This is a genomic window from Streptomyces sp. NPDC027189 (assembly GCF_055566975.1).
Window position 1 is genome coordinate 297,949 of the sequence record NZ_JBVHRI010000009.1, and the last position, 24,748, is coordinate 322,696.

Consider the following 24,748-nt stretch of genomic DNA (forward strand, 5'->3'; position numbering starts at 1 on the left):
CCCTCACGGCTGCTTACTGCTTACCGCACAGCGAGACCAGCTTCTGCTCTTCGTCGGAGAGGCTGGGGCCGGGTGTGGGAGTGGGTGCGGTCGTGGACTTGGAGGACGACGGTGCCGAGTTCGACGGAGTCGGCGTCGGGCTGGACGTGGCCTTGGACGTCAGGGAGGTCTTTGTGGTTCCCGTGGTTCCGCCGGCCTGGCCTTCACCGGTCTGGGAGTTGTTCTTGCTCTCGGCGGCTCGGCGCTCGGCATCCTTCTTGCACGCGGAGGCCTGTACGGCCAGCTCGTCGATCTTCGACTGCGCGTCGCTCAGGCCGCCTTCGGCGATGGTCGCCTTGACCTGCTTCTGCTGGTACGGCGGCAGGTACTTGAGTTCGATCTCGGGGTGGTCCTTCTCCACCTTCGAGAGCGAGACCCAGGCCAGGTCCTGGCTGATGCCCTGGTACAGCGCGACGTGCTCGTCCTTGGTGCCGACGTAGTACTGCGTCTGCGTCCAGCGGTAGCCGCCGTACAGGCCGCCGCCGATGACGGCGAGCGCGAGCGTGATGTAGAGGGATCTCTTCAGCCACTTGCGTCCGGCGCGCGGTTTGACGAAGTCCTCGTCGGAGTAGTCGCCGAAGCCGTCCGTGGGCACATAGCCGGTGGTGTCGCCGCTGCCGGGCGGGCCGAACTCGCCGCCGCCCTGTCCGGGCACCGGACGGCCGAGGCTGGAGGCGCGGCCCGCGGGCGTCTGCATGGCGCCGTTGTCGTGCAGCTGGTGCTGGTTCTCGGCGACCGCGCCGACCACGACCGGGGTGTCGGAGAGCTGCCCGGCGAGGGTGTCTCCGGAGTCGATGTCGAGGACGTCGGCCACGATGACCGTGATGTTGTCGGGGCCGCCGCCGCGCAGCGCGAGCTGGATGAGCTCCTGCACGGTCTCCTGCGGGCCCTGGTAGCTGGCGAGGGTGTCCTCCATCGTCTGATGGGAGACGACCCCGGACAGTCCGTCGGAGCAGATCAGGTACCGGTCGCCGGCGCGGACCTCACGGATGGAGAGGTCGGGCTCGACGTGGTCGCCACTGCCCAGCGCGCGCATGAGGAGCGACCGCTGCGGGTGCGTGGTGGCCTCTTCCTCGGTGATGCGTCCCTCGTCGACGAGGCGCTGCACCCAGGTGTGGTCCTGCGTGATCTGTGTCAGTACGCCGTCCCGCAGCAGGTACGCACGCGAGTCGCCGACGTGTACGAGACCGAGCCGCTGCCCGGTCCACAGGAGCGCGGTGAGGGTCGTCCCCATGCCTTCGAGCTGGGGGTCCTCCTCGACCATCATCCTGAGCTGGTCGTTGGCACGCTGTACGGCGGTGCCGAGTGAGGTGAGGATGTCGGATCCGGGCACGTCGTCGTCGAGCGCGACGATCGTGGAGATCACCTCGGAGCTGGCGACCTCACCGGCGGCCTGGCCGCCCATCCCGTCGGCGATCGCGAGCAGGCGGGGACCGGCGTAGCCCGAGTCCTCGTTGCCCTCGCGGATCATGCCTTTGTGCGATCCGGCGGCGAAGCGCAGTGACAGACTCATGCGCACCTCGCCCGTCGGCTCCGGGTACATCCGCACGGTGCCCACCCTCCGGTCGGGAGCGCGCCGGGGCCCGTCGTGTGGACCACCGCTGCGTGCTCGCTCCGCTCGCTCATTGTCGTACTACTTCCGCAGCTCGATGACGGTCTTGCCGATGCGGATCGGCGCGCCCAGCGGTACGGGCGTGGGAGTCGTCAGTCGGCTCCGGTCGAGATACGTGCCGTTCGTGGAGCCGAGGTCCTCGACGATCCACTGGCCGTCCCGGTCCGGGTAGATCCTGGCATGCCTGCTGGACGCGTAGTCGTCGTCCAGCACGATGGTGCTGTCGTGCGCGCGGCCCAGCGTGATGGTCTGCCCCTGCAGCGCCACCGTCGTGCCCGTCAGGGTGCCCTCGGAGACGACCAGCTTGGTGGGGGCGCCACGGCGCTGCCGGCCGCCGCCACTGGGTGCCGCCTGCTGGCGCTGCGGCGGCGGCGCGGCCTGGCGCGCGGCCTGCTGCGTTCTGTTGGCGTCCCGGCGCGAGCCGCGCTGTGTGACGCGCGTTCCGAACAGGTCGCTGCGGATGACCTGCACGGCCACGATCACGAACAGCCACAGTACGGCCAGGAAACCCAGCCGCATGACCGTGAGGGTCAGCTCTGACATTGCCCCCGCTTCACCCTTCGGCTTGCCGGTAAATGATGGTGGTGCTGCCCACGACGATCCGCGAGCCGTCGCGGAGCGTAGCGCGGGTGGTGTGCTGCCCGTCCACCACGATGCCGTTGGTGGACCCGAGATCCTGGATCGTCGAGGGCGTTCCGGTCCGGATCTCACAGTGCCGGCGCGAGACGCCGGGGTCGTCGATCCGCACGTCGGCTTCGGTGCTGCGGCCCAGCACCAGCGTCGGGCGGGAGATCTGATGGCGGGTGCCGTTGATCTCGATCCAGTGCCGCATACGGGCGCCCGGCTGCGGGCCGGCCGGGGGGCGTGCGCCCATCGCCTGTCCCATGGGGGCCGGTCCAGGCCGGCCGCCGGGCGGCGGCGCGGACGGCATGGGGGGAGCGGCCGCGGGCGGATAGCCGTAGCCACCCTGGCCGCGCGGGGCCGCGGGAGCGGGGCCCGCGGGGGCGCGCTCGGGAGCCTGCTGGTTGCTGGAGGAGGCGAGCGTACGGCTGCGTACCCGGTACAGACCGGTGTCGAGGTCGTCCGCCTTCTCCAGGTGGACCTTGATGGGGCCCATGAAGGTGTAGCGCTGCTGCTTGGCGTAGTCGCGCACCATGCCGGCGAGCTCGTCGCCGAGCTGGCCGGAGTAGGGGCTGAGGCGCTCGAAGTCCGGCGCGCTCAGCTCCACGATGAAGTCATTGGGGACGACGGTCCGGTCCCGGTTCCAGATGGTCGCGTTGTTGTCGCACTCCCGCTGGAGCGCTCCCGCGATCTCCACGGGCTGGACCTCGGACTTGAACACCTTGGCGAAGGTGCCGTTGACCAGACCTTCGAGACGCTGCTCGAACTTCTTCAGGACTCCCATGGGGCACCTCCTCCTTCGTAGCCGTCCTGGTACAGCTTGCCGTTGTCTACCTGGCCCTGCGGGTCTTGCCGACCCTGCTGGTCCTGCTGGTCCTGCTTACTGATCGTATCCACGCGTCGGGAAATCGGCTGGTTCCCCCTGTCGGCCCGGTCGACGGGTTGTCGACACCTTCCGAAGTCCCCTCCCGAGGTTCCCTCCGGGACACCTCTTCGAACTCCTCCCGGCACTACTCCTGGCAAGGATCGTAGAGGCGCTCCATGACCAGTGTCCCGCACCTGACCGTGCGGCCCGTCCGGCTCCTGGGGAGATGCCCGGGACCGGTACGAGGTTGATACGTGAACTGGTTCTGGCTGAGACGTACGACGTGCGCCGACGTCGGTACGGGGGACGTGGCCTGCGCGGGAGCCCTGCCGGGCGCGGCCGCGGGGCCGCGGGAAAGGGATGTGATTCCACCCCTGGCAGCGTGCTAATCTTCTCGATGTCGGCAGGCGCTCACACCAGTTGGTGGGAGACGGACGACACACCCAATGCGCGGGTGGCGGAATAGGCAGACGCGCTGGATTCAGGTTCCAGTGCCCGCAAGGGCGTGGGGGTTCAACTCCCCCCTCGCGCACAGCGAAGAACCGACGAAACGGGTCTCTGCAGGTGACGGAAGTCATCGCAGGGCCCGTTTCTCGGTTTTCGACGGTTTGTGAGGCAACGCACAGCCTGGTCAGGACATACGACGGGCCCTGCCCGTGAGCTATCTCACGGGCAGGGCCCGTCTTCGTTGTTCTGTGGTGGCGGGGGTCGGATCGATCTATGCCGCCGGTGTCAGGTGGCCGGTCGGGGTCCAGGTCCTCGGCTCTCTGGTCGGGCCCTGCTCCGCGCTCTGGCCAGCTCCAGGAGCCGGTACATCTCCTCGTCGGGGACGTTGGCGAGGTGAGTCTTGCCGACGCCATGACCGACGACAGGCCTCACAGTTGGATGGGCAGGTGGCGGGGTCCGCGGAGCATGGCGTTCTGCCGGTAGGGGGGCGGGTCCTGGACCAGGCGTGCCGTGCCGAGGTGGGGGAGCAGTGCGCCGAGCGCGGCCTCGGCTTCGATACGGGCGAGTGGCGCGCCGAAGCACAGGTGGATACCGCTGCCGAAGCCGACGTGCTGGTTGTCCGGGCGGGTGGGGTCGAACCGGTCGGGTTCGCTGAACCGCATGGGGTCGCGGCTGCCTGAGGCCAGCGCCAGGATGACGGACGTGCCGCCGGGGATCGTGGTGCCGGCGACGTCGATGTCGACGAGGGGAACCCGCTCGCGCATGTGGACCGGGGGCTCGTAGCGCAGCAGTTCCTCCACCGCTTGCGGCAGCAGGCCGGGGTCTTCGCGCAGACGGTCCAGCTGGTCGGGCCGGCGCAACAGGGTGAGGACGCCGTTGGCGATCAGATTGACCGTGGTCTCGTGTCCGGCGATGAACAGCAGGATGGTGTTCACCGCCAGGTCCTCCTCGCTGAGCCGTACGGCCGGGTCCGGTTCGTTGACGAGGTCGGAGAGCATGTCGCCGGTGGGCCGACCGCGGCGCTGTTCGGCGAGTTGGACCAGGTACTGGCCCATCTCCTGCTCCGCCTGGCCGGCCGCCTGGTCCCGTTCGGCGGTGTCACCTTCGGGCCCGATGTCGGCGGACGCGACGAGGGTGTCGGTCCAGCCCTGGAAGAGCTGCTCGTCCTTGTCCGGGATGCCGAGCAGGCGGCAGATCACGGTCACGGGCAGTGGGTAGGCGAAGTCGTCGACGACGTCGATCTGCCTGCCCTCCTGGAACACTTCCGCCAGTTCCTTGGTCAGCTGGACGATCTCGCCGCGCATGGAGTCGACCCGGCCCGGACTGTGCGGCGGGCCGAACGGCCGCATGGCCGAGTTGCGCAGCCGGTGGTGCTCGGGGTCGTCGAGCCGCAGGAACGACGGTTGTCGTGTCACCTCGTACGGAGCGGGAGCGGTGCGCGAGCGCGGATCGGCACTCATCCGGGGGTCGTGCAGCAGCGCGACGATCTCGTGGTAGCCGCCGATCAGGTAGCTGCCGTCCGCCTGCCGCACCGCGGGCCCCGCCTCGCGGAGTTCGGCGTACAGCGGGTAGGGGTCGGGGCGGTTGGCGTAGTCGGTGATCCGGGCCAGCAGGGTGTCGGAGGCCATGGTGGCTCCTCGTGGTGGGGCGGGACGTAGGTCAGCCGGGCTGCACCAGCGTCAGTCGGCGATCCGGCAGGTAGCCGGTGAGCGCCACGGTGGGGCCGTGGGACAGCACCGACGGATCCGGCACGTCGGACGGAATCGCGACGTCGGCCGCGATCGCACGGTCCTGGGCGCCGGGCGGGGGCGGGAACGGAGCGGCCGTCTCGATCAGGTGCCGGTAGTAGTCGAGCGACTTGGCCATGTCGACGGTGACCGCGGCGGTGACCCGCCCCTTGTAGCCGTAGACCATGGCCAGACGGCGGGCCTCCAGGGAACCCTGGGCGATGACCACGTGGTCGGAGTAGGTGGGCACGCCGACCGACTTGATGTTGAGCCCGAACTGGGTCGACCAGAACACGGGGATGGACAGGTGCGGGCGCCGCAGCGGCCCGGGGTTGACCATGTTGTGGGCCGCCACCTCGGCCTGCTCGACCGCGTTTCCCCAGTGCTCCAGGGACAGCATCTGATACCCGAACAGCGGGTGGGGGAAGCGGGAGACGTCACCGGCCACGAAGACGTCGTCGGTGACGATCCCGTACATGTCGAAGGCCCGGCATCCGGCGTCGCAGGCGATCCCGCGCGGGCCCGCCGCCAGCCCCGACTCCGCCAGCCACTCGACGTTGCGGACCGCGCCCAGCGCCACGACGCACACGTCGGCGTCGACGCGGCTGCCGTCGGACAACTGCGCGCCGGTGAAGCTGCCGTTGCCGTTCAGGGCGGTGACCGTCACCCCGGTGCGCAGGTCCACGCCGTGGTTGCGCTGCATGACGGCCGCGAGCTTCGACAGGGTGCCACCGAGCGCGCCCACCAAGGGTGCGGGGCCGCGTTCGGCGACCGTGACCTCCAGCCCCCGCTCCCGGCAGGCCGAGGCGATCTCCGAGCCGGTGAAACCGCCGCCGATCACCAGCACCCGCTCCGGTCCGGCGGCCAGCCGCTGGGCCAGTCCCCCGGCGTCCTCGAGGGTGCGCAGGGCGAACACCCCGTCCAGGGCGGCTTCCTCCGGGTTGGGCCAGGGCCGCGCGCGGGTCCCGGTAGCGATCAGAAGCCGGTCGTACGGCAGTGACTCTCCGTCCTCCAGCAGCACCTGTTTTGCGAGCAGGTCCACGCCGGTGGCGCGTATGCCCAGCCGCCAGTCGGCGTCCGGGTCCTGGCGCATCGGCAGCCCGGTGGTGTCCGCCGTCGCCTGGCCGAGCAGCACCTGCTTGGACAGCGGCGGCCGGTCGTAGGGCGGGTGGGGCTCGTCCCCGACCACGGTCAGTGAGCCGGTGAAGCCCTCCTCGCGCAGCGCCTCCGCGGCCCTGAGCCCCGCCAGCGACGCTCCGACGATGACGATACGGCCGTCCTTGAGGTCACCGGGCACCGGCGCTCACCTCCTCACCGAGGAGGATCGCCTGCACCGGGCACGCCGCCGCGGCTTGGCGCACGCGCTCGACCTGGTCGTCGGGGACGGCCGTGGCGTACAGCAACCCCTCCTCGCCGTGCAGCTGGAACACCTCCGGCGCGAGGAACACGCACTGCGCATAGCCCTGGCAGCGCGTGAGATCCACAACGGTCTGCATCCCCACCAACTCCCTCCGTTGTCTCACCCCCCTCGTTTCCAGCATGGGGCCGGACCCGGGCGCCCGCACGCCACGGCTCCGGAGATGGAAATCCGGGACAGCTCGTCCCCCAGGGCGACTGCTCAGCCGAGGGCTTGGCCTGGTCCGAAGGCCGCGTTGATGAGGAAAAGGTGGGTGAACGCCCAGAGATGGCTGCCCAGTTGCTCGCCGGCCTGGCTGATTTCCTTGGTTCAGAGCCCGAGATGGCCGGTGCAGGTGAGCATCTTCTCGAAGGCCGGGCGGACTTCGGCCAGGCGGCCGACGCGGTCTGGGCGAGGACGTCGAGCTGTTCATGCCGCTGCCGGCCGTGCGGGCCATTTTCGTTGCCTCGACATTTCCATACGTCGTATGGTAATCCTGATGGGGTACTTCCATACGCCGTATGGAAGAGTTTGCGCGGACCACGCCAGGCACCGCACGGCGCCTGCCTGCAGCCGATGGCGTAGATCGCACCAATCCGGAAGGAAAGACCATGAACAAGCTCACGAGGCGCGTTGCCGTCACCGCTTCCTCCGTGGCGGTCGCGGGTGTCGCCATTCTCGGTGCCGGGGGCACCGCTTCGGCCGCGAATTCTGCATCCGCGCACGTCCAGCGCCCGGCCGTCAGCGTCAACGCCGGCGACTACCGCTGGGACCACGGTGTCGGCTACCTGCTCGAGCAGGGCTACTCCTGGGACGAGATCCGTGGCTGGCACCAAGACGGCCAGGAGGAGATCTGCGGTCGTTGACCGCCGCCCAGGCGGCCGGCGCTCGGGCGCCGGGCCCTGCTGTAACGCCTCTCCCTCCGTTGCCCCTTCGCTGCCGGCCCAGCGGCGGTACGGCGGCGGGGCGCAGCCGAGGCAGAGACACCTTGGAGGGAAAGTCGATGGAGTCTTCGAAGACCGTGATGCAGGGGGTGGCGGTGCAGCTTGTCATCTCGCGCACCTACTCGCTGTCCATGTGCATGAGCCTGCGTTACGAGCCCACCGATCCCTATGTCGTCCGTGCCACCTTTTTCACCGACACCGACGAGCCGGCCGAATGGGTCCTGGGGCGTGATCTTCTGACCGATGGTCTGAGGGGTTCCGCAGGCTGTGGGGACATCCGGATCTGGCCGGCCGTCGGCCGTGGTGACCAAGCGATGTACATCGTCCTCGGGTCTCCCGCGGGCACCGCCTTGCTCGAGGTTCCCGTGCAGGAGGTCAGGGCCTTCCTGGACAACACGGAGGCGCTGGTGCCACGGGGTACCGAGTCCGGACACATCGACTGGAACCTCGAACTGCCGAACCTGTTCGCGAAAGGCTGAGAGAAGCCTCCCAACCGCCGTGCGGATGAGGGTCTTTGTCCCGGCGGAAGATCGAGGCGGCGGCGACCACGGTCCGGTACGGCGGCCGACGCCCAGTGCCATGGACGCCCAGCCGGCCAGGGTGCAGCCGACCGCGACCCAGGCGTTGAGGAGCAGGAAGTGTGAACCGGGTTGTAGGGCGCTCGCAGGCGGACGTGACACCGATTCAGCGGCCCGGCATGGCGCGGTACGGTCCCGGCTGGGCCTGACGCGGTGGTCGCCCCGTTGACCTGATCGTCTCCCGGGCGGGGCGGAAGGAGATCGGGCAGCAGCGCGGTTGTGCGCAGGAGTCTCGCCCAGCAGGCGAGCTCCCGGTGGTCGGCCCTGCCGGATTCGGCATCGGCCGGCAGCGGTGCCAGGGCCTGGTGCTCCGGGGAGTGGACGCGTACCAGCGACACCGTGCACCAGGCTTCGACTGCTGCCCCGTCCGCAGCTCGAGGCCACCCCGATCGGCGCTCCGGGCAACGTCGTCGTCACGTTCGGCGGCGCCGGCTGCGCCTTCTTTCCGCAGCGCTTTGCCGACATCCCAGGCCACCTCGCGCTCACCCTTGCCGCTGGTTCGCTCGCCTGGATGGTCTGCATGGCCCCCATCTCGCACGGTCCCAGGAGCCACAGCCGTCTGGTGGTGGCCAGGGCACCTGGACGCTGCTGTACGGCTCGCTCGCACTCCGGACGACGACCCTGCCCATGCCTCGGCCTGCCGGCACGAGCTTGTGAGCAGCGGCAAGGAGGGCTGTCACAGCACCCGGGACCGCGGTGCTGCGGGTGGCGGGCGCGGTCGCCAGACCCACCCGTTCACGACCATACCGAGCACCGCACAGGCCAGGGCGCCGGCAGCGTAGGGCAGGTTGTGCCCGTAGAGCGCGCACGTGGATCCGCCGACGTGTACACCATCAGATCGACTCGGCCCACGGCCAGCAGGACCAGACGGGGCCCGGCCATCGCGAGCTGGACACTGATTGCTGCCTTGGGACAAAGATCGGCTCGCCCGGCCACGGGCCTGCCTCAGGCGCAACGCCTCGGCCGGCGCCCTGGCCGTCACCATCGGCGGTGAGCCGGCTTTCCAGGCCCGTGATGATCGTGTCCAGCACCAGGCGGAACATGCGGTCCTCCTCAGGACCTGCGTCCGCGGGCCCGTCTTCGCCGGCGGCGGGGGCGGTGGGCTCGAGGTTCGACCACTGGTGAAGGGCGCCGTTGAGTTCGGCGGTGAGGACACCGATGACGACCGCGCACATGAGAGCGGCGATCGGCCGGATCTCTGAGCGCGGTACCCCTGCGGCGTCCAGTGTCGCGGTGAGCGCAGCCCAGAACGGGTCTTCGGGCTGGATGAAGTCCGGCTGGCTGAACGAGTAGGCCATGAGGTTTGGGTGGCGGTGCGCCAGCGTCCGGAAATCTGTGGCGAGCAGGCGGATCCGCTCCTGCCAGGGAGCGTCTTCCAGCGTCACGGTGCGGAACTGGGAGCCGACCATCCTCGCCACGCCGCGCAGCAGGGCGCCCTTGTTCGGTACGTGGTGATACAGCGACATCGGGTTCGCATCCAGCGCGGTCGCGAGTTTGCGCATGGTGAGCGCCTCGACCCCGTCCGCGTCGATGAGCCGCAGGGCGGCGGCATGGATCCCGGTCTCGGTCAGAGGCACGTCTCTCTTCCTTGTTCCCCGCGGGGGACGCTTTGCCTTTGTCATACGCCGTACGGTATCGGTTTCGTACGGCGTATGGAAATGAACTCGACCACGCAGTGACGGAGCAGACACTCCCGCAGCCGGGATTGCGCTCGATGTTCCGTACGGCGTATGGTTCTCTTCCATACGGCGTATGTTTCTGTGGTGCACCGCGGCATCGACCGGCGCCCTTGCCCATCCCTCCTCTCCACACAAAGGAGCAAGCCATGACCACGTCATCCGCGAACGACCTTCGCCCCATTCGGTCCCCGCGCGGGATACCCCTGCTCGGCCACACGCCGCAGATCCCCAGCACCAACCCGGTGGAGTACTTCGGCGAGCTGTCCAAGCAGTTCCCCGAGGGCATCTACGGCATGGACATCGCCGGCATCGAGCAGGTCTTCGTCTACGACCCGGACCTAGTGGCCGAAGTCTGCGACGAGACGCGGTTCTTCAAGCAGATCGAGAAGACGCCGCTGCACCACGTCCGGGACTTCGCGGGGGCGGGCCTGTTCACGGCCCACCAGCACGAAGAGGAATGGGGCATGGCGCACCGTGTCCTCCTGCCGGCCTTCAGCCAGCGGGCCATGAAGGCCTACTACGGGCAGATGCTGGAGATCGCCCAGAACCTGGCGGGCAAGTGGGAGCGCAGGGAGGGTCAGCCGATCAACATCACCGACGACTACACCCGGCTCACCCTGGACACGATCGCTCTGTCGGGGTTCGGCTACCGGTTCCAGTCCTTCGACAAGGAGGAGCTGCACCCCTTCCTCAACGCGCTGCTGGGCGCGCTGGTGGAGTCGCTGCGGCGCTCGCAGGAGCTGCCGATGATGACCAAGCTCCGCAAGGCGGACGACAAGAAGTACCGCGAGAACATCCAGCAGATGCAGGACCTGGTCGAGAGTGTGATCAAGGAGCGCCGCGAGGGGAAGGGCAGCGGTGAGGAGGACCTGCTGGGCCTGATGCTGGAGGCCACCGACCCGGAGACCGGCAAACTGCTGTACGACGACAACGTCCGCGACCAGGTGCTGACGTTCCTGATCGCCGGTCACGAGACCACCAGCGGCCTGCTGTCGTTCGCCACCTACTCGCTGATGCGCAACCCGCACGTGCTGGCCCAGGCCTACGCCGAAGTGGACCGCCTGCTGCCCGGCGACACCGTCCCGGACTACGACACGATCATGCAGCTGGACGTCATCCCGCGCATCCTGGAGGAAACCCTGCGCCTGTGGGCTCCCATCCCGGCATTCGGCAAGGCCCCACTGAAGGACACCGTCATCGGCGGCCGCTACGAGCTGAGGAAGGGAACGCGGGTCAACATCCTCGAGGGCCCGCTGCACACCCACCCCAAGGCGTGGGAGCGGCCCGAGGAATTCGACATCGACCGCTGGCTGCCGGAGAACCGCGCCAAGCAGCACCCGCACGCCTACAAGCCGTTCGGCAACGGTGTACGTGCCTGCATCGGCCGGCAGTTCGCGCTCACCGAGGCCCGTCTGGCCCTGGCGCTGGTGCTGCAGAAGTTCAAGTTCTCCGACACCGGCGACTACAAGATGGACGTGCGGGAGGCGCTGACGCGCAAGCCCGGCGACTTCCAGCTGGTCGTCCGGCGCCGTCAGGAACACCAGCGGACCGTTTTCGGCGCCGCGGACCTGCAGACCGCCGACACGCAGGCGCAGGCCGCGGTCAGCGGTGTCGGGGTGAACCTCACCGTCGCCTACGGCTCCAGCCTGGGCTCGTGCGAGGACCTGGCGCGCACCATCGCCGACCGCGGCGAGCGCTCCGGCTTCGGCACCACGCTGACGAGCCTGGACGAGCTGGGCGACAACCTGCCCACCGAGGGCCTGCTCGCCGTCGTCGCCGCGAGCTACAACGGCAAGGCCCCCGACAACGCCCAGCGCTTCGACGACCTGATCGCCGCCGGCCTGCCCGAGGGCTCGCTGTCGAACGTGCGGTACGCGCTGCTGGGCGCCGGCAACACCCAGTGGGTGGCGACCTACCAGGCGTTTCCCAAGCGGATCGAGGAAGCCCTGCTGGCCGCCGGTGCCACCCCCGTCATCGAGCGCGGCATCGCCGACGCCGCCGGTGACTTCGACGGCATGGCCACTCGCTGGATGGACACCCTGTGGACAACCCTGGCCGAGGAGTACGCCGCCGACACCTCCGACGCGAGCGGCCCGCGCTACCAGGTCCAGCTGCTCACCGAGGCGGACGTGCGCCCCGCCATCGTCTCCGAGCAGGCTTACCCCCTCACGGTGGTGGCCAACGAGGAACTCGTGGCCGACGCGACCGGCCTGTGGGACTTCAGCCTCGAGCCGCCGCGCCCCTCGGCGAAGTCCATCACCATCGAGCTCCCCGAGGGTGTCACCTACGACACCGGCAACCACTTGGCCGTCTTCGCCAAGAACGAGCCGGCCCTGGTCAACCGCGCCCTCGCCCGCCTCGGCGTCGACCGCGACCAGGTTCTGCGCCTGGACCAGCCGGCCGGCGGCCGCACCCACCTGCCGGTAGGCACCGCCGTCACCGCAGGCCTGCTGCTCACCGAGTTCCTGGAGCTGCAGGACGTGGCCACCCGCACCCAGGTGCGCATCCTGGCGGAGTACACCGAGTGCCCGTGGACCCGGCCGCAGCTGCAGGCCTACACCGCCGACACCGAGGAAGCCGAAGAGCGCTACCAGAACGAGATCCTCGGCAAGCGCATCTCCGTGCTCGGCCTCCTGGAGCGCTTCCCCGCGGTCGAACTGCCGCTGGCGGTCTTCCTGGAGATGATGGGGCCGATCCGTCCCCGCTTCTACTCCATCTCCTCCGCCCCGTTGGCCAACCCGCGCCACGTGCGCCTGACCGTGGGCCTGCTGGAAGGCCCGGCCCTGTCCGGTGACGGCCAGTACCGCGGCACCTGCTCCTCCTACATCGCCGGCCTCGAGCCCGGAGACGTCTTCTACGGCTACGTGCGCGTGCCCTCCCCGACCTTCGCCCCGCCGGCCGACCCCGCCACGCCGCTGATCCTCATCGGCCCCGGCACCGGCATCGCGCCGCTGCGCGGATTCCTGGAGGAGCGCGCCTCGCAGCACGCGAACGGCACGCAGGTCGGCCTGTCGCAGGTCTTCGTGGGCTGCCGCCACCCGGAGCACGACTACTTCTACCGGGACGAGATGGAGATGTGGGCGCTGTCCGGCATCGCCCAGGTCCACAGCGCCTTCTCCGCGGTGACCGGCCACCCGGCCCGGTTCGTGCAGAACGCCATCGCCAACGCCGCCGACACGGTGTGGCAGGCCATCGAAGACGGCGCGTACATCTACGTCTGCGGTGACGGCCGCCGCATGGCACCCGCTGTCCGCGAGGCCCTCGCCGCGATTCACCGCCGGCGGACCGGCAGCGACGACGAAACCGCCCAGCAGTGGCTCGCCCGGCTCGAGGCCGACGAGCGATACCAGCAGGACGTCTTCGCCTGACCCCCAGCCGCCGGGAGGCGTGGGGCCGTCCTGCCACCCGCCCGCCTCCCGGCCACCACAAGCCCGCCAGACACCACACGGCACCGATCGGCCCGAATCGCCGGGAGTGCCACTCACAGAAGGAAGATCACCATGGACACCATGCTCGCCGGACGCTTCCACCTGGACAGCAAGAAGTTCGTCGTGGAGGAGGTCCCCGTCCCCGTGCCGGGCCCGGGCGAGGTCCTCATCGAGGTGAAGGCCGCCGGCGTCTGCCTTTCGGACGTCCACCTGATCGACGGCTCCCTCGTTCCGCTGTTCGCCACCTCCGACGTGGTCACCGTCGGCCACGAGGTTTCGGGCGTCATCCACACCCTCGGCCCCGACCTCAAGCGCGGCCTGACCGTCGGCACCCGCGTCACCCTGGAGGCCGGCAAGACCTGCGGCCAGTGCGCCGGCTGCGTGCGCCGCCGCCCCTGCACCCAGATGCTCACCGCCGGCATCGACTACGACGGCGGCTGGGCCCAGTACACCCTCGCCCGCGAGGACACCCTCATCCCCATCCCCGACAGCCTCCCCTTCGACCAGGCCGCGATCATCCCCGACGCGGTCTCCACCCCCTACGCCGCCGTCGTCACCACCGCAGGCGTCCGACCCGCCCAGTCCGTCGGCATCTGGGGCGTGGGCGGAGTCGGCGCCCACAACGTCCGTGTCGCCCGCCTGGCCGGCGCCGCGCCCGTCATCGCAGTCGACCCGCTTCCCAGCGCCCGGGAGCGCGCCCTCGCCTTCGGTGCGGATTTCGCCCTGGACCCGGCCGCCGACGACTTCGCCGACCAGGTCCGCGCGGCCACCGGCGGACGGGGCCTGGACTTCGCCTTCGACTGCGCCGGCGTGCCGGCGGTCCGTGAGCAGGCCGCCGCCGTGCTCGGCCTGAACGGAGTCCTCATCCTGGTCGGCATCAGCCCCAGGCCGATCACCATCAGCGAGGGCCTGACTTTCAACTACCTGGGCAAGCAGGTGCGCGGCCACTACGGCGGCACCCCCGAGTCCGTCACCGAGCTCGTGCAGCTGACCGCAGCCGGCCGCCTCGACCTCGCCCCCTCCATCACGGACCACATCCCGCTCGCCGACGCCGCCGACGCCGTCCACCGGCTGGAGAACAAGATCGGCGACCCGATCCGCCTCATCCTCGTCCCCTGACGACTCCTGAGGAGTCGTCCAGAAGCCACCTCGGGCAGGGGTGAGTGGGCGCCGGTGCTTGAGGGAGTACCGGCGCCCACGGCTTTCCGGTATCTGCCGGCCCGGCACGCGCCGACTCCGGGCCAGCGGAGGTCGGTCAGGGGCGCGGCGCCGAGCGGGCTCCTCCCGCCGCGGGCCGGGGAACCCCGCTGCCGCCGACTCGTAGCCGGGTGCCAGAACCCGGCGCCCTCTGTAGCGGCGCGCACATGAACCGAAGTGGAGATGGGAGTCATGCGGTGCCGACCCGCTGGAGGCGATGGCGCGGCACTGATGCCGGCCCTCGCCGAGAGGAACGCCACGTCCACCTGGGCGGATCCCACGGGCGAAGCTGCGGCGACCGCGCTCCTCGTCGCCGCCGGCGTAGCACCACAGGTGGCTGCGCCCCGCGCGCGGGACGTTCTGCGTGAGTCAGAGGGGCATGAACGGTGTTCCGACGTCCGCCCCTTCGCCGCCTCGGCGCGCAGTCACTGAGGCAGCGACGAAGTGTGCGTCAGCCGAGCCCACGGCAGCCGCTCCCCTCCGTCACGGCTCCTCGCGGGTTCGCGCGATGTGGCTCTCCAAGCCGACGATCGTGGCGTCCAGCGCACAGTTGAACATCGCGTCGATCACGTCTTTCGCGGGTGCGGGGGCGTCTTCCCCGTCGAGGCCGGCTGGTGCTGGCGGCAGGGTGGTCCACCGCTGCAGCGCTCCGGTCAGTTCGCTCATCAGCAGCCCCGTGAAAACCGCGCACAGGGAGGCAGCGACGCGCGGAATCTCCGAGGGCGGCAGTTCCGCGGCAGACAGGATGCCGATGAGGGCCTGCCACATGGGGTCCTCCGGCTGGACGTAGTCGGCTCGCGCGAAGGAGTACGCCATCAGTTTCGGATGGCGGTGCGACAGTTTACGGAAGTCCAGAGCCAGTTGGCGGAGGCGGTCCTGCCAGGGGAGGTCCTCCCGCTCCCCCGTGCGGAACTGCGAGCCGACGCGCTCGGCCAGGCCACGCAGCACGGCGTCCTTGTTCGGCACGTGGTGGTACAGCGACATCGGGTTCGCATCCAGCGCGGTCGCGAGTTTGCGCATGCTGAGCGCCTCGACCCCGTCGGCGTCGATGAGCTGCAGCGCCATGGCGTAGATGCCGTCCTTGGTGAGCGGGACGTCCCTCTTCCTGGTCCCCCGGGGGGCCTTCCTTTGCTTTTCCATACGTCGTATGGTACCAGTGGAGCAGTTCCGTACAGTGTATGGAAACTTGTCGCCGCTGCAACGGCGGCCGAGGGCCTGACCTTCAACTACCTGTGCAAGCAGGTGCGCGGCCACTACGGCGGCACTCCCGAGTCCGTCACCGAGTTCGCAGCTGACCGCAGTCGGCCGTCTCGACCTCGCCCCCTCCATCTCCGACCGCATCCCGCTCGCCGACGGCGCCGACGCAATGTGCCGGCCGGCAGACAAGATCGGCGCCCCGGTCCGCCGCAGCCTCGCTCTGGCGAGTCGTCCAGAGGCCGCCCCGGGCGGGGAATCAGGTGAGGTCGGGCAGGGCGCGCCGGGTGACCTCATGGGCGTCGTCGGCGGGGACGCCCAGCATGCGCAGGACCATCTCGGCCAGGTCCGAGGCGGTCTCGTCGCCGTCGAGGTCCGGGCGGGCCAGTCGCAGCGCCACGAGGGACAACAGGGTGCCGCCCACGGCGGACAGGGCGGTGGTCGCGTTGCCGCAGGTGAAGCGGCCCGAGGCGATGCCGATCTCCAGGTCGCGCAGGGCTCGCGGGGACAGGCCGCGGTCGGAGTGGATGTAGGCCAGACCGCGGTCACGCAGGATCCGCATGAGTTCAGGGTGGGAGTCGGCCATCCGGGCGGTGAGCCGGAAGCCCGCCGCGACGAGTTCGGCCGGGTCCTCGATCCCTTCGACACGCTCGTCGATGGCCTGACCGAACTCCTCCAAGGCGTCCGTCACCGCGGCGTCGAAGAGCTCCGTCTTGGACTCGAAGTGGTTGTAGAAGGAGCCGAAGCCGACGTCCGCGCGCTCGGCGATGGCCTGGATGCTGGCGCTGGTGTCCCCGGTCTCCGCGAGGATCTGCCGGGCCGCACGGACGAGCGCCTGACGGGTCTCGGCGCGGCGCCGCTCGAAGCGGTTCTTGGGCGGGGCTGACGTCGGCATACGGCGAGTGTAACAACCGTCGCGATGAGTCTGCCATTACTGATGAGATCATCAATTATTTGGCCTCACCCTATTGACGATGGGTTACCGCAAAGTTGATGATTTCCTCATTACAGCAGTGTTGCTTGGAGGACACCATGTCCCACACCCCTGTTAACAGGGCCGATCCCCAGACGCCCCACCAAGACCTTCACAGTGAGCAGGGCGCCCTGCGCGGAGAGCACCCCGGACGTTCCCGGAATCCCGTGATCAAGGTGGCGGATCTGGCCTGGCTGGAGTTCGAGAAGCCGGACCTGGACCGGGCCGAGGTGTTCGCGCGTGACTTCGGGTTCGCGATCGCCGCCCGCACCGAGGGAGAGCTGTGGCTTCGTGGCACCTTCGCGGGCTCACCCTGCGTGGTCATCCGGCGTGGGCGTACGTCCCGGTTCATCGGGCCGGCGTTCCGCGCGGCCGAGCGGGCCGACCTCGACCGGCTGGCCCGCGCCACCGGCAGTACCGTCCGGGACATCGGCGTACCGGGCGGTGGGCAGTCGGTCGCCCTGCTCGATCCCTCGGGCCTGACGGTCCGGGTCGTGTACTGCGCCGAGCAGCTGCCCGCGCTGCCCGAGCAGCAGCCGCTGATCCTCAACTTCGGCACCGAACCCCGTCGTACGAACGCCACCCAGCGTCCGCCCTGTGAGCCGTCCCGTATCCAGCGGCTGGGCCATGTGGTGCTGGAAACAAGGGTGTTCGCCCGCACCCTGGACTGGTACCTGGACACCCTCGGGATGATCGTGTCCGACTTCCTGTTCCTGGACGGGCAGCGCGGGCGCGGGCCGACGATGGCGTTCATCCGGTGCGACCAGGGGAGCGTGGCCGTCGATCACCACACGCTGGCCCTGCACCTGGGGCCCGGAACCGGCTACGTCCACTCGGCCTACCAGGTCACCGACCTCGACGCGATCGCCGCCGGTGGGGAGTACCTGGCCGAGCGCGGCTACAAGCGCAGCTGGGGCATCGGCCGGCACATCCAGGGCAGCCAGCTGTTCGACTACTGGCGCGACCCCGACCACTTCATGCTGGAGCACTTCGCCGACGGCGACCTCTTCTCCTGCGACCTGGAGCCCGGCTGGGCACCGATGTCGGCGAGCGGCCTGGCCCAGTGGGGCCCGCCGGTCACCCGCGACTTCCTGGGCGCCAAGCCGTCCCCCGCCAAGCTGCGCGAGGTCATTGCGGCCCTGCGCGACGACAACGAACTCGACCCCGCACGCCTGCTGGGCCTGATGAAAGCGATGAGCTCATGAGCACCAATGTTCTGCGCACCGCCGACGGCTGGTGGGTCGTACGCGCCGAGCGCGCCGTCCGCATCGAGACCAAGGCCGTAACCACTGCCGAGCTGCTCGCCGACCGGGACGCGGTCCGCGAAGCCGCCGCCTCCGCCGAGAGCGGGACGCCCGTCGCCGACCTGGTGGCGCTGCCTCCGGTCACCACCCCCTGCCGGGTGGTCGCCCAGATGGTCAACTACCGCAGCCACGCCCGCGATTCGGGCTTCACCGGCGACATCCCGCCCACCTTCTTCCGCAAGGCGTCCGGGTCGGTCAGCGGCCCGCACGAGAAGATCGTCCGCCCCGCGCATGTGAAGTTCCTCGACTACGAGGTGGAACTCGGCCTCGTCATGGGCGCCCCCCTGCCCGTGGGCACCGTCGTCGAGGAGCGGGACCTGCCGCGCTACGTCGCCGGGCTCGTCCTGACCAACGACGTCAGCGCCCGCGACGTCCAGCTGACCAAGACCCAGTTCTACGAGAGCAAGTCCTACCCGACCTTCACGCCGACGGGGCCGTACCTGGCCCTGTTGGAGCCCGAGGACTTCGACCAACTGCTCAACCTGCGGCTGCGGCTGTCGGTCAACGGCGTACCGCGCCAGGACCGCACGCTCGCCGACATGATCGTAAGGCCCGCACAGGCGCTCACCCTGCTCGCCCGCTTCCAGACCCTCGACCCGGGCGACCTGTTGCTGACCGGCACCCCCGGCGGCACCGCCCTCAAGGCCCCGCCCAAGCCGGTCGCGAAGATCAGTGCTTTGCTGCCGCCCGCGGTGAGGTGGAAGGCGTTCTTCAAGGGCCAAGCCAAGAACCCCCTCTACCTGCGCGACGGTGACCTCGTCACCGCCACGATCGCCACCCCCGACGAGCAGATCGACCTCGGCGAGCAGCGGACCCCCGTTACGGACGCACCATGAAGGCCGCATCCCGGAGACCGGTGGTGATCATCGGTGCCGGACCCGTCGGGGTCACGGCCGCCCTCCTGCTCGCCCGGCACGGAGTGCGCAGCTTGCTCCTCGAACGCCACCGGGACATCTACCCCCAGCCGCGCGCCGTCGTCGTGGACGACGAGATCCGCCGGATCCTGCAGAGTGTCGGTGTCCACGAGGAGTTCGCCGCCCTCGCCCGCCCGGCGCGCGGGCTGCGGCTGCTGGACGCCCGGCGCCGCATGATCGCCGAATTCCCGCGGTCCCTGCGCGGGCACCACGGCTTCCCGCAGACCAGCATGTTCGACCAGCCCGAGCTGGAACGCCTGCTGCGCGACGCCCTGGCGCGCCGCCCCGAGTGCGAGCTGTGGGGCGGGGTGGAGGTCGTGTCCGTCACCCAGGACAGCGACGGGTCGAACGATCCCACGGGTCCGGTCCGGGTCACCTTCCGCCGCGACGGCAGCGACGAGGAGGAGCACCTGTGGGCCGATGCCGTCCTCGGCTGCGACGGTGCGGGCAGCCTCACCCGCGACGCGATCGGCACCCTCTGGGAGGACCTGCACTTCGAAGAGAGCTGGCGGGTCATCGACGTGCGCACCAGCCGCCCGGTGCGCACCTGGGAAGGCGTCGAGCAGATCTGCTGCCCCACCCGGCCGTCCACCTTCATGCGCGTCGGCGAGGACCGCTACCGCTGGGAGTTCCGGCTGGCCGACGATCAGCCCCTGGACGGCCCGGACGGATGGGAGCGCCTGCGCGAGCTGGTCGCCCCCTGGGTGGACCTGCCGCCCGACGCCTCGCCGGGCGACGACTTCGAGGTGATCCGGCAGGCCCAGTACACCTTCCGGGCCCGCCTCGCCGACCGGTGGCGCCGGGGGCGCGTCTTCCTGCTGGGCGATGCCGCCCATCTCACCCCGCCCTTCGTCGGCCAGGGTCTGTGCGCGGGCCTGCGCGACGCCCACAACCTCACCTGGAAACTCGCCCGCGTCCTCCAACAGGGCGCGCACGAGGGGCTGTTGGACACCTACGAACGCGAGCGCAAGCCGCACGCCCGCCATGTGATCCGGATCGCGGTCGCCGTCGGCTGGGCCATGACCGGCGGGCAGGACCGCGGTGCGGCGCTCCGCCGGGCCGTCGTGGGCACGGCCTGTCGCATCCCCGGTGTGACCGCGGCGGTGAGCCGTGACCTCAGCCCCGCCCTGACCGCCGGTCCACTCGTACGGCGCCGCCCCAGGCTGACCGGCCGCGTGCTGGCCGGCACCTTCTGCCCGCAGCCCTGGGTACGGCACGACGGCAGGCAAGTGCGCCTCGATGACGTCCTCGGGGACTCCTTCGCCGTCCTGACCGCTGTGCCGCCCACGGCGCGGATGACTGCCGTGGCGTCGGCACTGGGCGCCCCGACGATCCACGTCGACGACCTGAGCGACGACGGCACCATGGCCGCCTGGCTGGCACGCGGCCGGTCGGACGCCGTCCTGCTGCGTCCCGACCGCGTCGTGATGGACACCGTCCCCGCCGGCACCGGCGACTTCACGGACACCGCCGCCTGGGCTCCCCTGCTGCACACGGCCCGCCATACCGCCGATGTCCGGCCCGTCCCCTGACGAGGAACACCACACCATGACCAGCCCGCACTCCACGCCGTACCCGGAACCCTTCTTCACCCCCGCCCCGAAGACGGCCGCCCGCAGCCGCATCGCGGACTTCGCACGATGGGCGGCCCGGCACCAGGGCGCCGAAGGGATCCAGGACCCCACCGACTACCAAGCCCTGTACCGCTGGTCCGTCACCGACCTGGAAGGGTTCTGGGCCGCGGTGTGGGAGTACTTCGACATCGAGGCGACGACTCCGTACGAGCGGGTGCTGGCCGAGGAGACCATGCCCGGCGCCCGCTGGTTCCCCGGTGCCACCCTCAACTACGCCCACCACGCGCTGCGCAACCTGCAGCCGGACGCTCCCGCCATCACCGCCCTGGACGAGACCGGATCCGGCTACGAGATCACGGGCCGGGAGCTGCGCGCCCGAGTCGCCTCCGTCGCAGCCAGCCTGCGCGACCTGGGCGTCGGACAGGGCGACCGGGTGGTGGGCTATCTGCCCAACACCCCCCACGCCGTCATCGCCTTCCTCGCCGCCGCAAGCCTGGGCGCAGTGTGGTCGGTATGTGGCCAGGACTACGCACCCAAGGCCGCCGCCGACCGCTTCGCCCAGCTCGAACCCGCGGTACTCATCACCGCGGACGGCTACCTTTTCAACGGCACCACACACGACCGCCGTGCCGCCTCGTTCGAACTGGCCGCCGCCCTGCCGACGCTGAAGGCCACGGTGCTCGTGGACCACGTGGGCCTCGCCTGGCCCGAGGGCGGCCACTCGGGGCTGACGGTGCCCTGGGAGGACGCGGCCACCCGCGTCGAGTACCTCACCATCGCCCCGGTGCCGTTCGACCACCCCCTGTGGGTCGTCTTCTCCTCCGGCACCACCGGCCTGCCCAAGGGCATCGTCCACGGGCACGGTGGGGTGCTGCTCGAGCACCTCAAGACCCTTGGCCTGCACACCGATCTGGGCACCGGGGACCGCCTGCTGTGGTACACCACGACCCACTGGATGATGTGGAACCTGGTCGTCTCCACCCTGCTGACCGGTGCCACCACCTGCACGTATGACGGCAGCCCCGCACCGCTTGCGCGACCGGACATCCTGTGGGAGCTGGCGGCCCGCCACAAGGTCACCGTGTTCGGCACCAGCCCCCAGTACCTGCTGGCCATGACCAAGCTGGGCATCGAACCCTCCGCACACGACCTGTCGGCCATCCGCGTCGTCGGCTCCACCGGCTCCGCTCTGCCCGCCTCCGCCTACCCCTGGGTCCGCGACCACGTGGGCGCCGGCGTCCAGCTGGCCTCCACCAGCGGCGGCACGGACGTCGTCTCCGGCTTCGCCGGCAGCGCCTCCACGACCCCCGTCTGGGCGGGGGAGCTGTCCGCCCCCAGCCTGGGCGTGGCGCTGGCCGCCTACGACGCGACGGGCACCCCTGTCCTCGACCAGGTCGGCGAACTGGTCGTCACCCGGCCCATGCCGTCCATGCCGCTGCACTTCTGGAACGACCCCGACGGCAGCCGCTACCGCGACGCCTATTTCGACGCCTACCCGGGCGTGTGGCGGCACGGCGACTGGATCACGCTGACCTCGCACGGCTCGGTGATCGTCCACGGCCGCTCCGACGCCACCCTCAACCGCAACGGCGTGCGCCTGGGCAGTGCCGACATCCACGACGTCGTCGAACGCCTCCCCGAGATCACCGAGGCCCTCGTCATCGGCGCGGAGGAACCCGACGGCGGCTACTGGATGCCGCTCTTCGTGGTCCTCGCCGACGGGGTCGGCCTGGACGATTCCCTGCGCGACCGAATCCGCGACGCGATTCGCACCGGCGCCTCACCCCGCCACGTCCCCGACGAGATCCTCGCCGTACCGGCCCTCCCGCACACGAGAACCGGCAAAAAACTCGAGGTTCCCGTCAAGCGCCTGCTCCAGGGCGCCCCCGCCGAGCAGGTCCTGAACGCCGCGGCGGTCGACAACCCCGAACTGATCGCCTACTTCGCCCGCCTGGGCGCGGAGCGGAGCAAGCGGTCAGCACACCACATATGACGTCGGCCAGGGGCCACAGGCCCACGTGACAGCACCGGGTCCTTGTGGCCCGCCCGGCTCCGCAAACCCCGTCCCCACCGCGTGGTGCCGGGGCGGTCGACCCGCCCCGGCACCACACCATCCGCACAACCGAAGTAAGAGAGAAACCGTGATCATGACCGACCGCGAACCGCAGGCCCTCGATGACCTTGACGACGCCGGGCGAAAGCTGCTGTTCACCGAGGCCCGCACCGTGAACACCTTCGCCGAGGTGGCCGTTGCCGATGACGAACTCGCCATGATCTGGGAACTCGCCCGCTGGTCGCCGAGCGCCGCCAACGGTCAGCCTCTGCGGGTGCTCTTCGTGCGCACCCGCGAGGGCAAGGAGCGACTGGTCCGGCATCTCGACGAGGGCAACAGGGCCAAGACGCTCAGTGCGCCGGCCGTGGCGATCCTGGCGTACGACGTCGACTTCCACGAGCAGATGCCGACCGTCTTCCCGGCCCGCGGTGACATGCTGCGAGCGGCGTTCGCCAACCAGACCGAGACGCGCGAGAGCATCGCTGCCTACAACTCGGCACTGCAGACCGGGGTCTTCCTCCTCGCGGTACGCGCGGCGGGGCTCGCGGCCGGTCCCATGGCGGGCTTCAACAAGGCCGGCGTGAACGAGGAGTTCTTCGCCGGTACCAGCTGGCGTTCGCATCTGGTGGTCAACATCGGTCACCCCGGTGCCGACCCGTGGTTCCCGCGGCTGCCCCGCGTGCCCGTCGAGGACGCCGTCGCCTATGCCTGACGGCACTGCCGCCGCCTGGTCGCGCGGGATCCGAAGTCCGAGCACCCGAGAGCGGTCGGCGTAGAGGTGAGGGGTGCCATGCCGTGGGCGCCGGTGCTCTCCTGATCTGCTGATCGACGGTCTGAAAGGCCCCGTCGGCGAGGGGGACGTCCGGATCTGGCCGGCCGGCGAGCGGGACCGCGGTGCTGTGTACATCGTCCTCAAGCCGCCGGATGGTGTGGCGTTGCTCGAAGCTCCGGCGCAGGACATCAGAAGGTTCCCGCAGGAGACAGAGACACTCGTGCGCAGAGGATCCGAGTCGGAGCACATCGACTCGGACGCGCTGCTGAGGCACCTCCTCGCCGAAGGCTGAGGTTTTCCTGCCCGGAACCAGGCTCTGGCTGTGATTGCAGCAAACGTCCGTTGCGGGCCGAGACCGCCCTGACCAGCTGCCGTTGCCCCATGGGCGACGTTTAGCGTGCCCACCCTGAGGCTGGCACACTGAAATTGTGCTTCCGCTGACGGCCGCTGCTGATCAGAATGCGTTCTCATCGCTTTCTGCTACCAGCGTTGTGGCGGTCAGTGCACTGGTCTTCACCGTCGCCTCATTCTGGTGGCTCAACGCCAGACAGGGGCGCCTGGAGACGTGGGAGCCTCATTCCTTTGCGGCGATTTGCCACGGCTCCATGGTTCGCCTGCGGCTTCCGCTCGTCCTTCACAACACCGGTGCCAAGCCGATAGTCGTGCAGGATCTCATGCTGAGCTTCCCCGATGAGCCCGCCTCTCATCTGCCACTCCTGTGGACGTCTTCACCATCCCGTCTCCAACCCGGGCCGGACGAGGAACCGAAGTTGCCGGCCGGATTCGTTGTGGCCGGCAGAGAGGCGCAACAACTCTTCATCGAGTTCGAGGCACCGTTTTCTGGGTTGGTCCCGGAGGCCCGTGACTACAAGGTCCGAATCCAAGTGAGGGTTGGCCATCGCAAGGGTTGGCGCTCGCTTCTGACGTTCACCTTGAGGACCACCAACATCATTTATCCCGACCGGTACACCGTCTACAACAACGCACCTCTCGAACTGACGAAGGAAGACCAGAAAAAGGCAGACGCTGCGCTCCTGGAGCTGTTGGAGGGGCAGGAGAAGGACCCATCCGCAGAGGGCGAGACCAAGCGGCGAGACTCTTCGAACGGCGAGGGCAACGCCGGTACGGACCGATAGGTCGGGAAGATGTTCCAGGCGAACGTGTCGGCGGCCTGCCCGCTGCCGTCGGAGCCGGTCATGGAAGTGGCCGAGAGGGCGATACCGAAGGTTTCGGTAACGAGCTCGTACGAGCGGCTCACCATGGCGGTGGGAAACGATCTACATGTTCGCGGGAAACGATCACCGAAGGGCCGGAGCAGCCCCTGCCCACCGCATTCCGTCCCTACCCTCCACATGGGTGGTCGAGCCCTTCGTATGGTTCAACCCCCAGGGGTGTCGGGTGAGGCTTCATTTCGTCTGCCATCAGTGGCTC

Annotated in this window: 21 protein-coding genes and 1 tRNA gene; 12 read left to right on the forward strand and 10 right to left on the reverse strand. The window is 69.7% G+C overall.

Translation table 11 applies throughout. The annotated features are described in order from the left end of the window. Positions 1-13: 13 nt before the first annotated feature. The 4 genes from ACZ4RZ_RS23915 to ACZ4RZ_RS23930 all read right to left on the reverse strand — a co-directional run bounded on the left by ACZ4RZ_RS23915 (position 14) and on the right by ACZ4RZ_RS23930 (position 3,169). The gene (locus ACZ4RZ_RS23915; protein WP_467747407.1) at positions 14-1,582 is read right to left on the reverse strand and encodes a Stp1/IreP family PP2C-type Ser/Thr phosphatase; all 1,569 of its coding nucleotides are present in this window, start codon (positions 1,580-1,582) and stop codon (positions 14-16) included. Between the two features lie 90 nt (positions 1,583-1,672). Next, complete coding sequence (locus ACZ4RZ_RS23920; RefSeq protein ID WP_467747355.1) at positions 1,673-2,194, reverse strand: FHA domain-containing protein FhaB/FipA; 522 nt, start codon at positions 2,192-2,194, stop codon at positions 1,673-1,675. A 10-nt stretch (positions 2,195-2,204) separates the two neighbouring features. Continuing rightward, positions 2,205-3,056 (reverse strand): FhaA domain-containing protein, encoded by an 852-nt coding sequence (locus ACZ4RZ_RS23925; RefSeq protein ID WP_467747357.1) that lies wholly within the window; start codon positions 3,054-3,056, stop codon positions 2,205-2,207. Continuing rightward, the gene (locus ACZ4RZ_RS23930; RefSeq protein WP_467747359.1) at positions 3,044-3,169 is read right to left on the reverse strand and encodes a hypothetical protein; all 126 of its coding nucleotides are present in this window, start codon (positions 3,167-3,169) and stop codon (positions 3,044-3,046) included. The genes ACZ4RZ_RS23925 and ACZ4RZ_RS23930 overlap by 13 nt, the downstream gene beginning before the upstream one ends. 416 nt (positions 3,170-3,585) lie before the next feature. Between ACZ4RZ_RS23930 and ACZ4RZ_RS23935 the strand changes: the two genes are divergently transcribed. After that, positions 3,586-3,669 (forward strand) — tRNA-Leu (locus ACZ4RZ_RS23935). Positions 3,670-4,012: 343 nt separating this feature from the next. On the opposite strand, the gene ACZ4RZ_RS23940 is transcribed toward ACZ4RZ_RS23935, so the two are convergent. The 3 genes from ACZ4RZ_RS23940 to ACZ4RZ_RS23950 are packed head-to-tail and all read right to left on the reverse strand — an operon-like array spanning position 4,013 to position 6,807. Beyond that, a complete protein-coding gene (locus tag ACZ4RZ_RS23940) occupies positions 4,013-5,212 on the reverse strand; it encodes a cytochrome P450 (protein ID WP_467747361.1) in 1,200 nt (399 codons plus the stop codon). 31 nt (positions 5,213-5,243) lie between these two features. Continuing rightward, the gene (locus ACZ4RZ_RS23945) at positions 5,244-6,608 is read right to left on the reverse strand and encodes an NAD(P)/FAD-dependent oxidoreductase (RefSeq protein WP_467747362.1); all 1,365 of its coding nucleotides are present in this window, start codon (positions 6,606-6,608) and stop codon (positions 5,244-5,246) included. Then, entirely contained in the window at positions 6,598-6,807 is a 210-nt protein-coding gene (locus ACZ4RZ_RS23950) for a ferredoxin (protein ID WP_010982020.1), read from the reverse strand. The genes ACZ4RZ_RS23945 and ACZ4RZ_RS23950 overlap by 11 nt, the downstream gene beginning before the upstream one ends. 511 nt (positions 6,808-7,318) lie before the next feature. Here ACZ4RZ_RS23950 and ACZ4RZ_RS23955 point away from each other — a divergent pair. Then, the gene (locus ACZ4RZ_RS23955; protein WP_467747363.1) at positions 7,319-7,573 is read left to right on the forward strand and encodes a hypothetical protein; all 255 of its coding nucleotides are present in this window, start codon (positions 7,319-7,321) and stop codon (positions 7,571-7,573) included. Positions 7,574-7,710: 137 nt separating this feature from the next. Then, positions 7,711-8,130, forward strand: coding sequence for an SsgA family sporulation/cell division regulator (locus tag ACZ4RZ_RS23960; RefSeq protein WP_467747365.1), 420 nt, complete (start codon positions 7,711-7,713; stop codon positions 8,128-8,130). A 932-nt stretch (positions 8,131-9,062) separates the two neighbouring features. Here ACZ4RZ_RS23960 and ACZ4RZ_RS23965 read toward each other — a convergent pair. Continuing rightward, positions 9,063-9,806: a TetR/AcrR family transcriptional regulator gene (locus ACZ4RZ_RS23965; RefSeq protein WP_467747366.1), complete on the reverse strand. Its 744-nt coding sequence runs from the start codon at positions 9,804-9,806 to the stop codon at positions 9,063-9,065. A 248-nt stretch (positions 9,807-10,054) separates the two neighbouring features. On the opposite strand from ACZ4RZ_RS23965, the gene ACZ4RZ_RS23970 reads away from it, so the two are divergent. Together ACZ4RZ_RS23970 and ACZ4RZ_RS23975 are read left to right on the forward strand one after the other, a co-directional pair. Then, positions 10,055-13,276: a bifunctional cytochrome P450/NADPH--P450 reductase gene (locus ACZ4RZ_RS23970; protein WP_467747368.1), complete on the forward strand. Its 3,222-nt coding sequence runs from the start codon at positions 10,055-10,057 to the stop codon at positions 13,274-13,276. A gap of 132 nt (positions 13,277-13,408) precedes the next feature. Further along, complete coding sequence (locus ACZ4RZ_RS23975) at positions 13,409-14,455, forward strand: zinc-binding dehydrogenase (protein ID WP_467747369.1); 1,047 nt, start codon at positions 13,409-13,411, stop codon at positions 14,453-14,455. 561 nt (positions 14,456-15,016) lie between these two features. On the opposite strand, the gene ACZ4RZ_RS23980 is transcribed toward ACZ4RZ_RS23975, so the two are convergent. Both ACZ4RZ_RS23980 and ACZ4RZ_RS23985 read right to left on the reverse strand, forming a co-directional pair. Then, positions 15,017-15,673, reverse strand: coding sequence for a TetR/AcrR family transcriptional regulator (locus ACZ4RZ_RS23980; protein ID WP_467747371.1), 657 nt, complete (start codon positions 15,671-15,673; stop codon positions 15,017-15,019). Between the two features lie 313 nt (positions 15,674-15,986). Next, positions 15,987-16,622, reverse strand: coding sequence for a TetR/AcrR family transcriptional regulator (locus ACZ4RZ_RS23985; protein ID WP_467747373.1), 636 nt, complete (start codon positions 16,620-16,622; stop codon positions 15,987-15,989). Positions 16,623-16,759: 137 nt separating this feature from the next. Here ACZ4RZ_RS23985 and ACZ4RZ_RS23990 point away from each other — a divergent pair, with 137 nt between their 5' ends. The 7 genes from ACZ4RZ_RS23990 (at position 16,760) to ACZ4RZ_RS24020 (ending at position 24,453) form a co-directional block, all read left to right on the forward strand. Further along, positions 16,760-17,905, forward strand: coding sequence for a VOC family protein (locus ACZ4RZ_RS23990; protein ID WP_467747375.1), 1,146 nt, complete (start codon positions 16,760-16,762; stop codon positions 17,903-17,905). Next, entirely contained in the window at positions 17,902-18,840 is a 939-nt protein-coding gene (locus tag ACZ4RZ_RS23995; protein WP_467747377.1) for a fumarylacetoacetate hydrolase family protein, read from the forward strand. The genes ACZ4RZ_RS23990 and ACZ4RZ_RS23995 overlap by 4 nt, the downstream gene beginning before the upstream one ends. Then, positions 18,837-20,450: a bifunctional 3-(3-hydroxy-phenyl)propionate/3-hydroxycinnamic acid hydroxylase MhpA gene (gene mhpA / locus ACZ4RZ_RS24000; RefSeq protein ID WP_467747378.1), complete on the forward strand. Its 1,614-nt coding sequence runs from the start codon at positions 18,837-18,839 to the stop codon at positions 20,448-20,450. Before ACZ4RZ_RS23995 ends, mhpA begins: the two co-directional genes overlap by 4 nt. 16 nt (positions 20,451-20,466) lie before the next feature. Then, positions 20,467-22,485 (forward strand): acetoacetate--CoA ligase, encoded by a 2,019-nt coding sequence (locus tag ACZ4RZ_RS24005; protein ID WP_467747380.1) that lies wholly within the window; start codon positions 20,467-20,469, stop codon positions 22,483-22,485. Between the two features lie 154 nt (positions 22,486-22,639). Next, the gene (locus tag ACZ4RZ_RS24010) at positions 22,640-23,257 is read left to right on the forward strand and encodes a malonic semialdehyde reductase (protein WP_467747381.1); all 618 of its coding nucleotides are present in this window, start codon (positions 22,640-22,642) and stop codon (positions 23,255-23,257) included. A 73-nt stretch (positions 23,258-23,330) separates the two neighbouring features. Next, on the forward strand, positions 23,331-23,609 hold the full coding sequence (locus tag ACZ4RZ_RS24015) for an SsgA family sporulation/cell division regulator (RefSeq protein WP_467747383.1): 279 nt from the start codon (positions 23,331-23,333) through the stop codon (positions 23,607-23,609). A 136-nt stretch (positions 23,610-23,745) separates the two neighbouring features. Continuing rightward, a complete protein-coding gene (locus tag ACZ4RZ_RS24020) occupies positions 23,746-24,453 on the forward strand; it encodes a hypothetical protein (protein WP_467747385.1) in 708 nt (235 codons plus the stop codon). The last annotated feature ends 295 nt before the right edge of the window (positions 24,454-24,748 follow it).

What these genes read in the sequence shown, in the direction of transcription:
- ACZ4RZ_RS23915 (WP_467747407.1), bottom strand. Translation starts at nt 1,582, where the DNA reads ATGTACCCGGAGCCGACGGGCGAGGTGCGCATGAGTCTGTCACTGCGC.
- ACZ4RZ_RS23920 (WP_467747355.1), bottom strand. Translation starts at nt 2,194, where the DNA reads ATGTCAGAGCTGACCCTCACGGTCATGCGGCTGGGTTTCCTGGCCGTA.
- ACZ4RZ_RS23925 (WP_467747357.1), bottom strand. Translation starts at nt 3,056, where the DNA reads ATGGGAGTCCTGAAGAAGTTCGAGCAGCGTCTCGAAGGTCTGGTCAAC.
- ACZ4RZ_RS23940 (WP_467747361.1), bottom strand. Translation starts at nt 5,212, where the DNA reads ATGGCCTCCGACACCCTGCTGGCCCGGATCACCGACTACGCCAACCGC.
- ACZ4RZ_RS23950 (WP_010982020.1), bottom strand. Translation starts at nt 6,807, where the DNA reads ATGCAGACCGTTGTGGATCTCACGCGCTGCCAGGGCTATGCGCAGTGC.
- ACZ4RZ_RS23955 (WP_467747363.1), top strand. Translation starts at nt 7,319, where the DNA reads ATGAACAAGCTCACGAGGCGCGTTGCCGTCACCGCTTCCTCCGTGGCG.
- ACZ4RZ_RS23960 (WP_467747365.1), top strand. Translation starts at nt 7,711, where the DNA reads ATGGAGTCTTCGAAGACCGTGATGCAGGGGGTGGCGGTGCAGCTTGTC.
- ACZ4RZ_RS23970 (WP_467747368.1), top strand. Translation starts at nt 10,055, where the DNA reads ATGACCACGTCATCCGCGAACGACCTTCGCCCCATTCGGTCCCCGCGC.
- ACZ4RZ_RS23975 (WP_467747369.1), top strand. Translation starts at nt 13,409, where the DNA reads ATGGACACCATGCTCGCCGGACGCTTCCACCTGGACAGCAAGAAGTTC.
- ACZ4RZ_RS23980 (WP_467747371.1), bottom strand. Translation starts at nt 15,673, where the DNA reads ATGGAAAAGCAAAGGAAGGCCCCCCGGGGGACCAGGAAGAGGGACGTC.
- ACZ4RZ_RS23985 (WP_467747373.1), bottom strand. Translation starts at nt 16,622, where the DNA reads ATGCCGACGTCAGCCCCGCCCAAGAACCGCTTCGAGCGGCGCCGCGCC.
- ACZ4RZ_RS23990 (WP_467747375.1), top strand. Translation starts at nt 16,760, where the DNA reads ATGTCCCACACCCCTGTTAACAGGGCCGATCCCCAGACGCCCCACCAA.
- ACZ4RZ_RS23995 (WP_467747377.1), top strand. Translation starts at nt 17,902, where the DNA reads ATGAGCACCAATGTTCTGCGCACCGCCGACGGCTGGTGGGTCGTACGC.
- mhpA (WP_467747378.1), top strand. Translation starts at nt 18,837, where the DNA reads ATGAAGGCCGCATCCCGGAGACCGGTGGTGATCATCGGTGCCGGACCC.
- ACZ4RZ_RS24005 (WP_467747380.1), top strand. Translation starts at nt 20,467, where the DNA reads ATGACCAGCCCGCACTCCACGCCGTACCCGGAACCCTTCTTCACCCCC.
- ACZ4RZ_RS24010 (WP_467747381.1), top strand. Translation starts at nt 22,640, where the DNA reads ATGACCGACCGCGAACCGCAGGCCCTCGATGACCTTGACGACGCCGGG.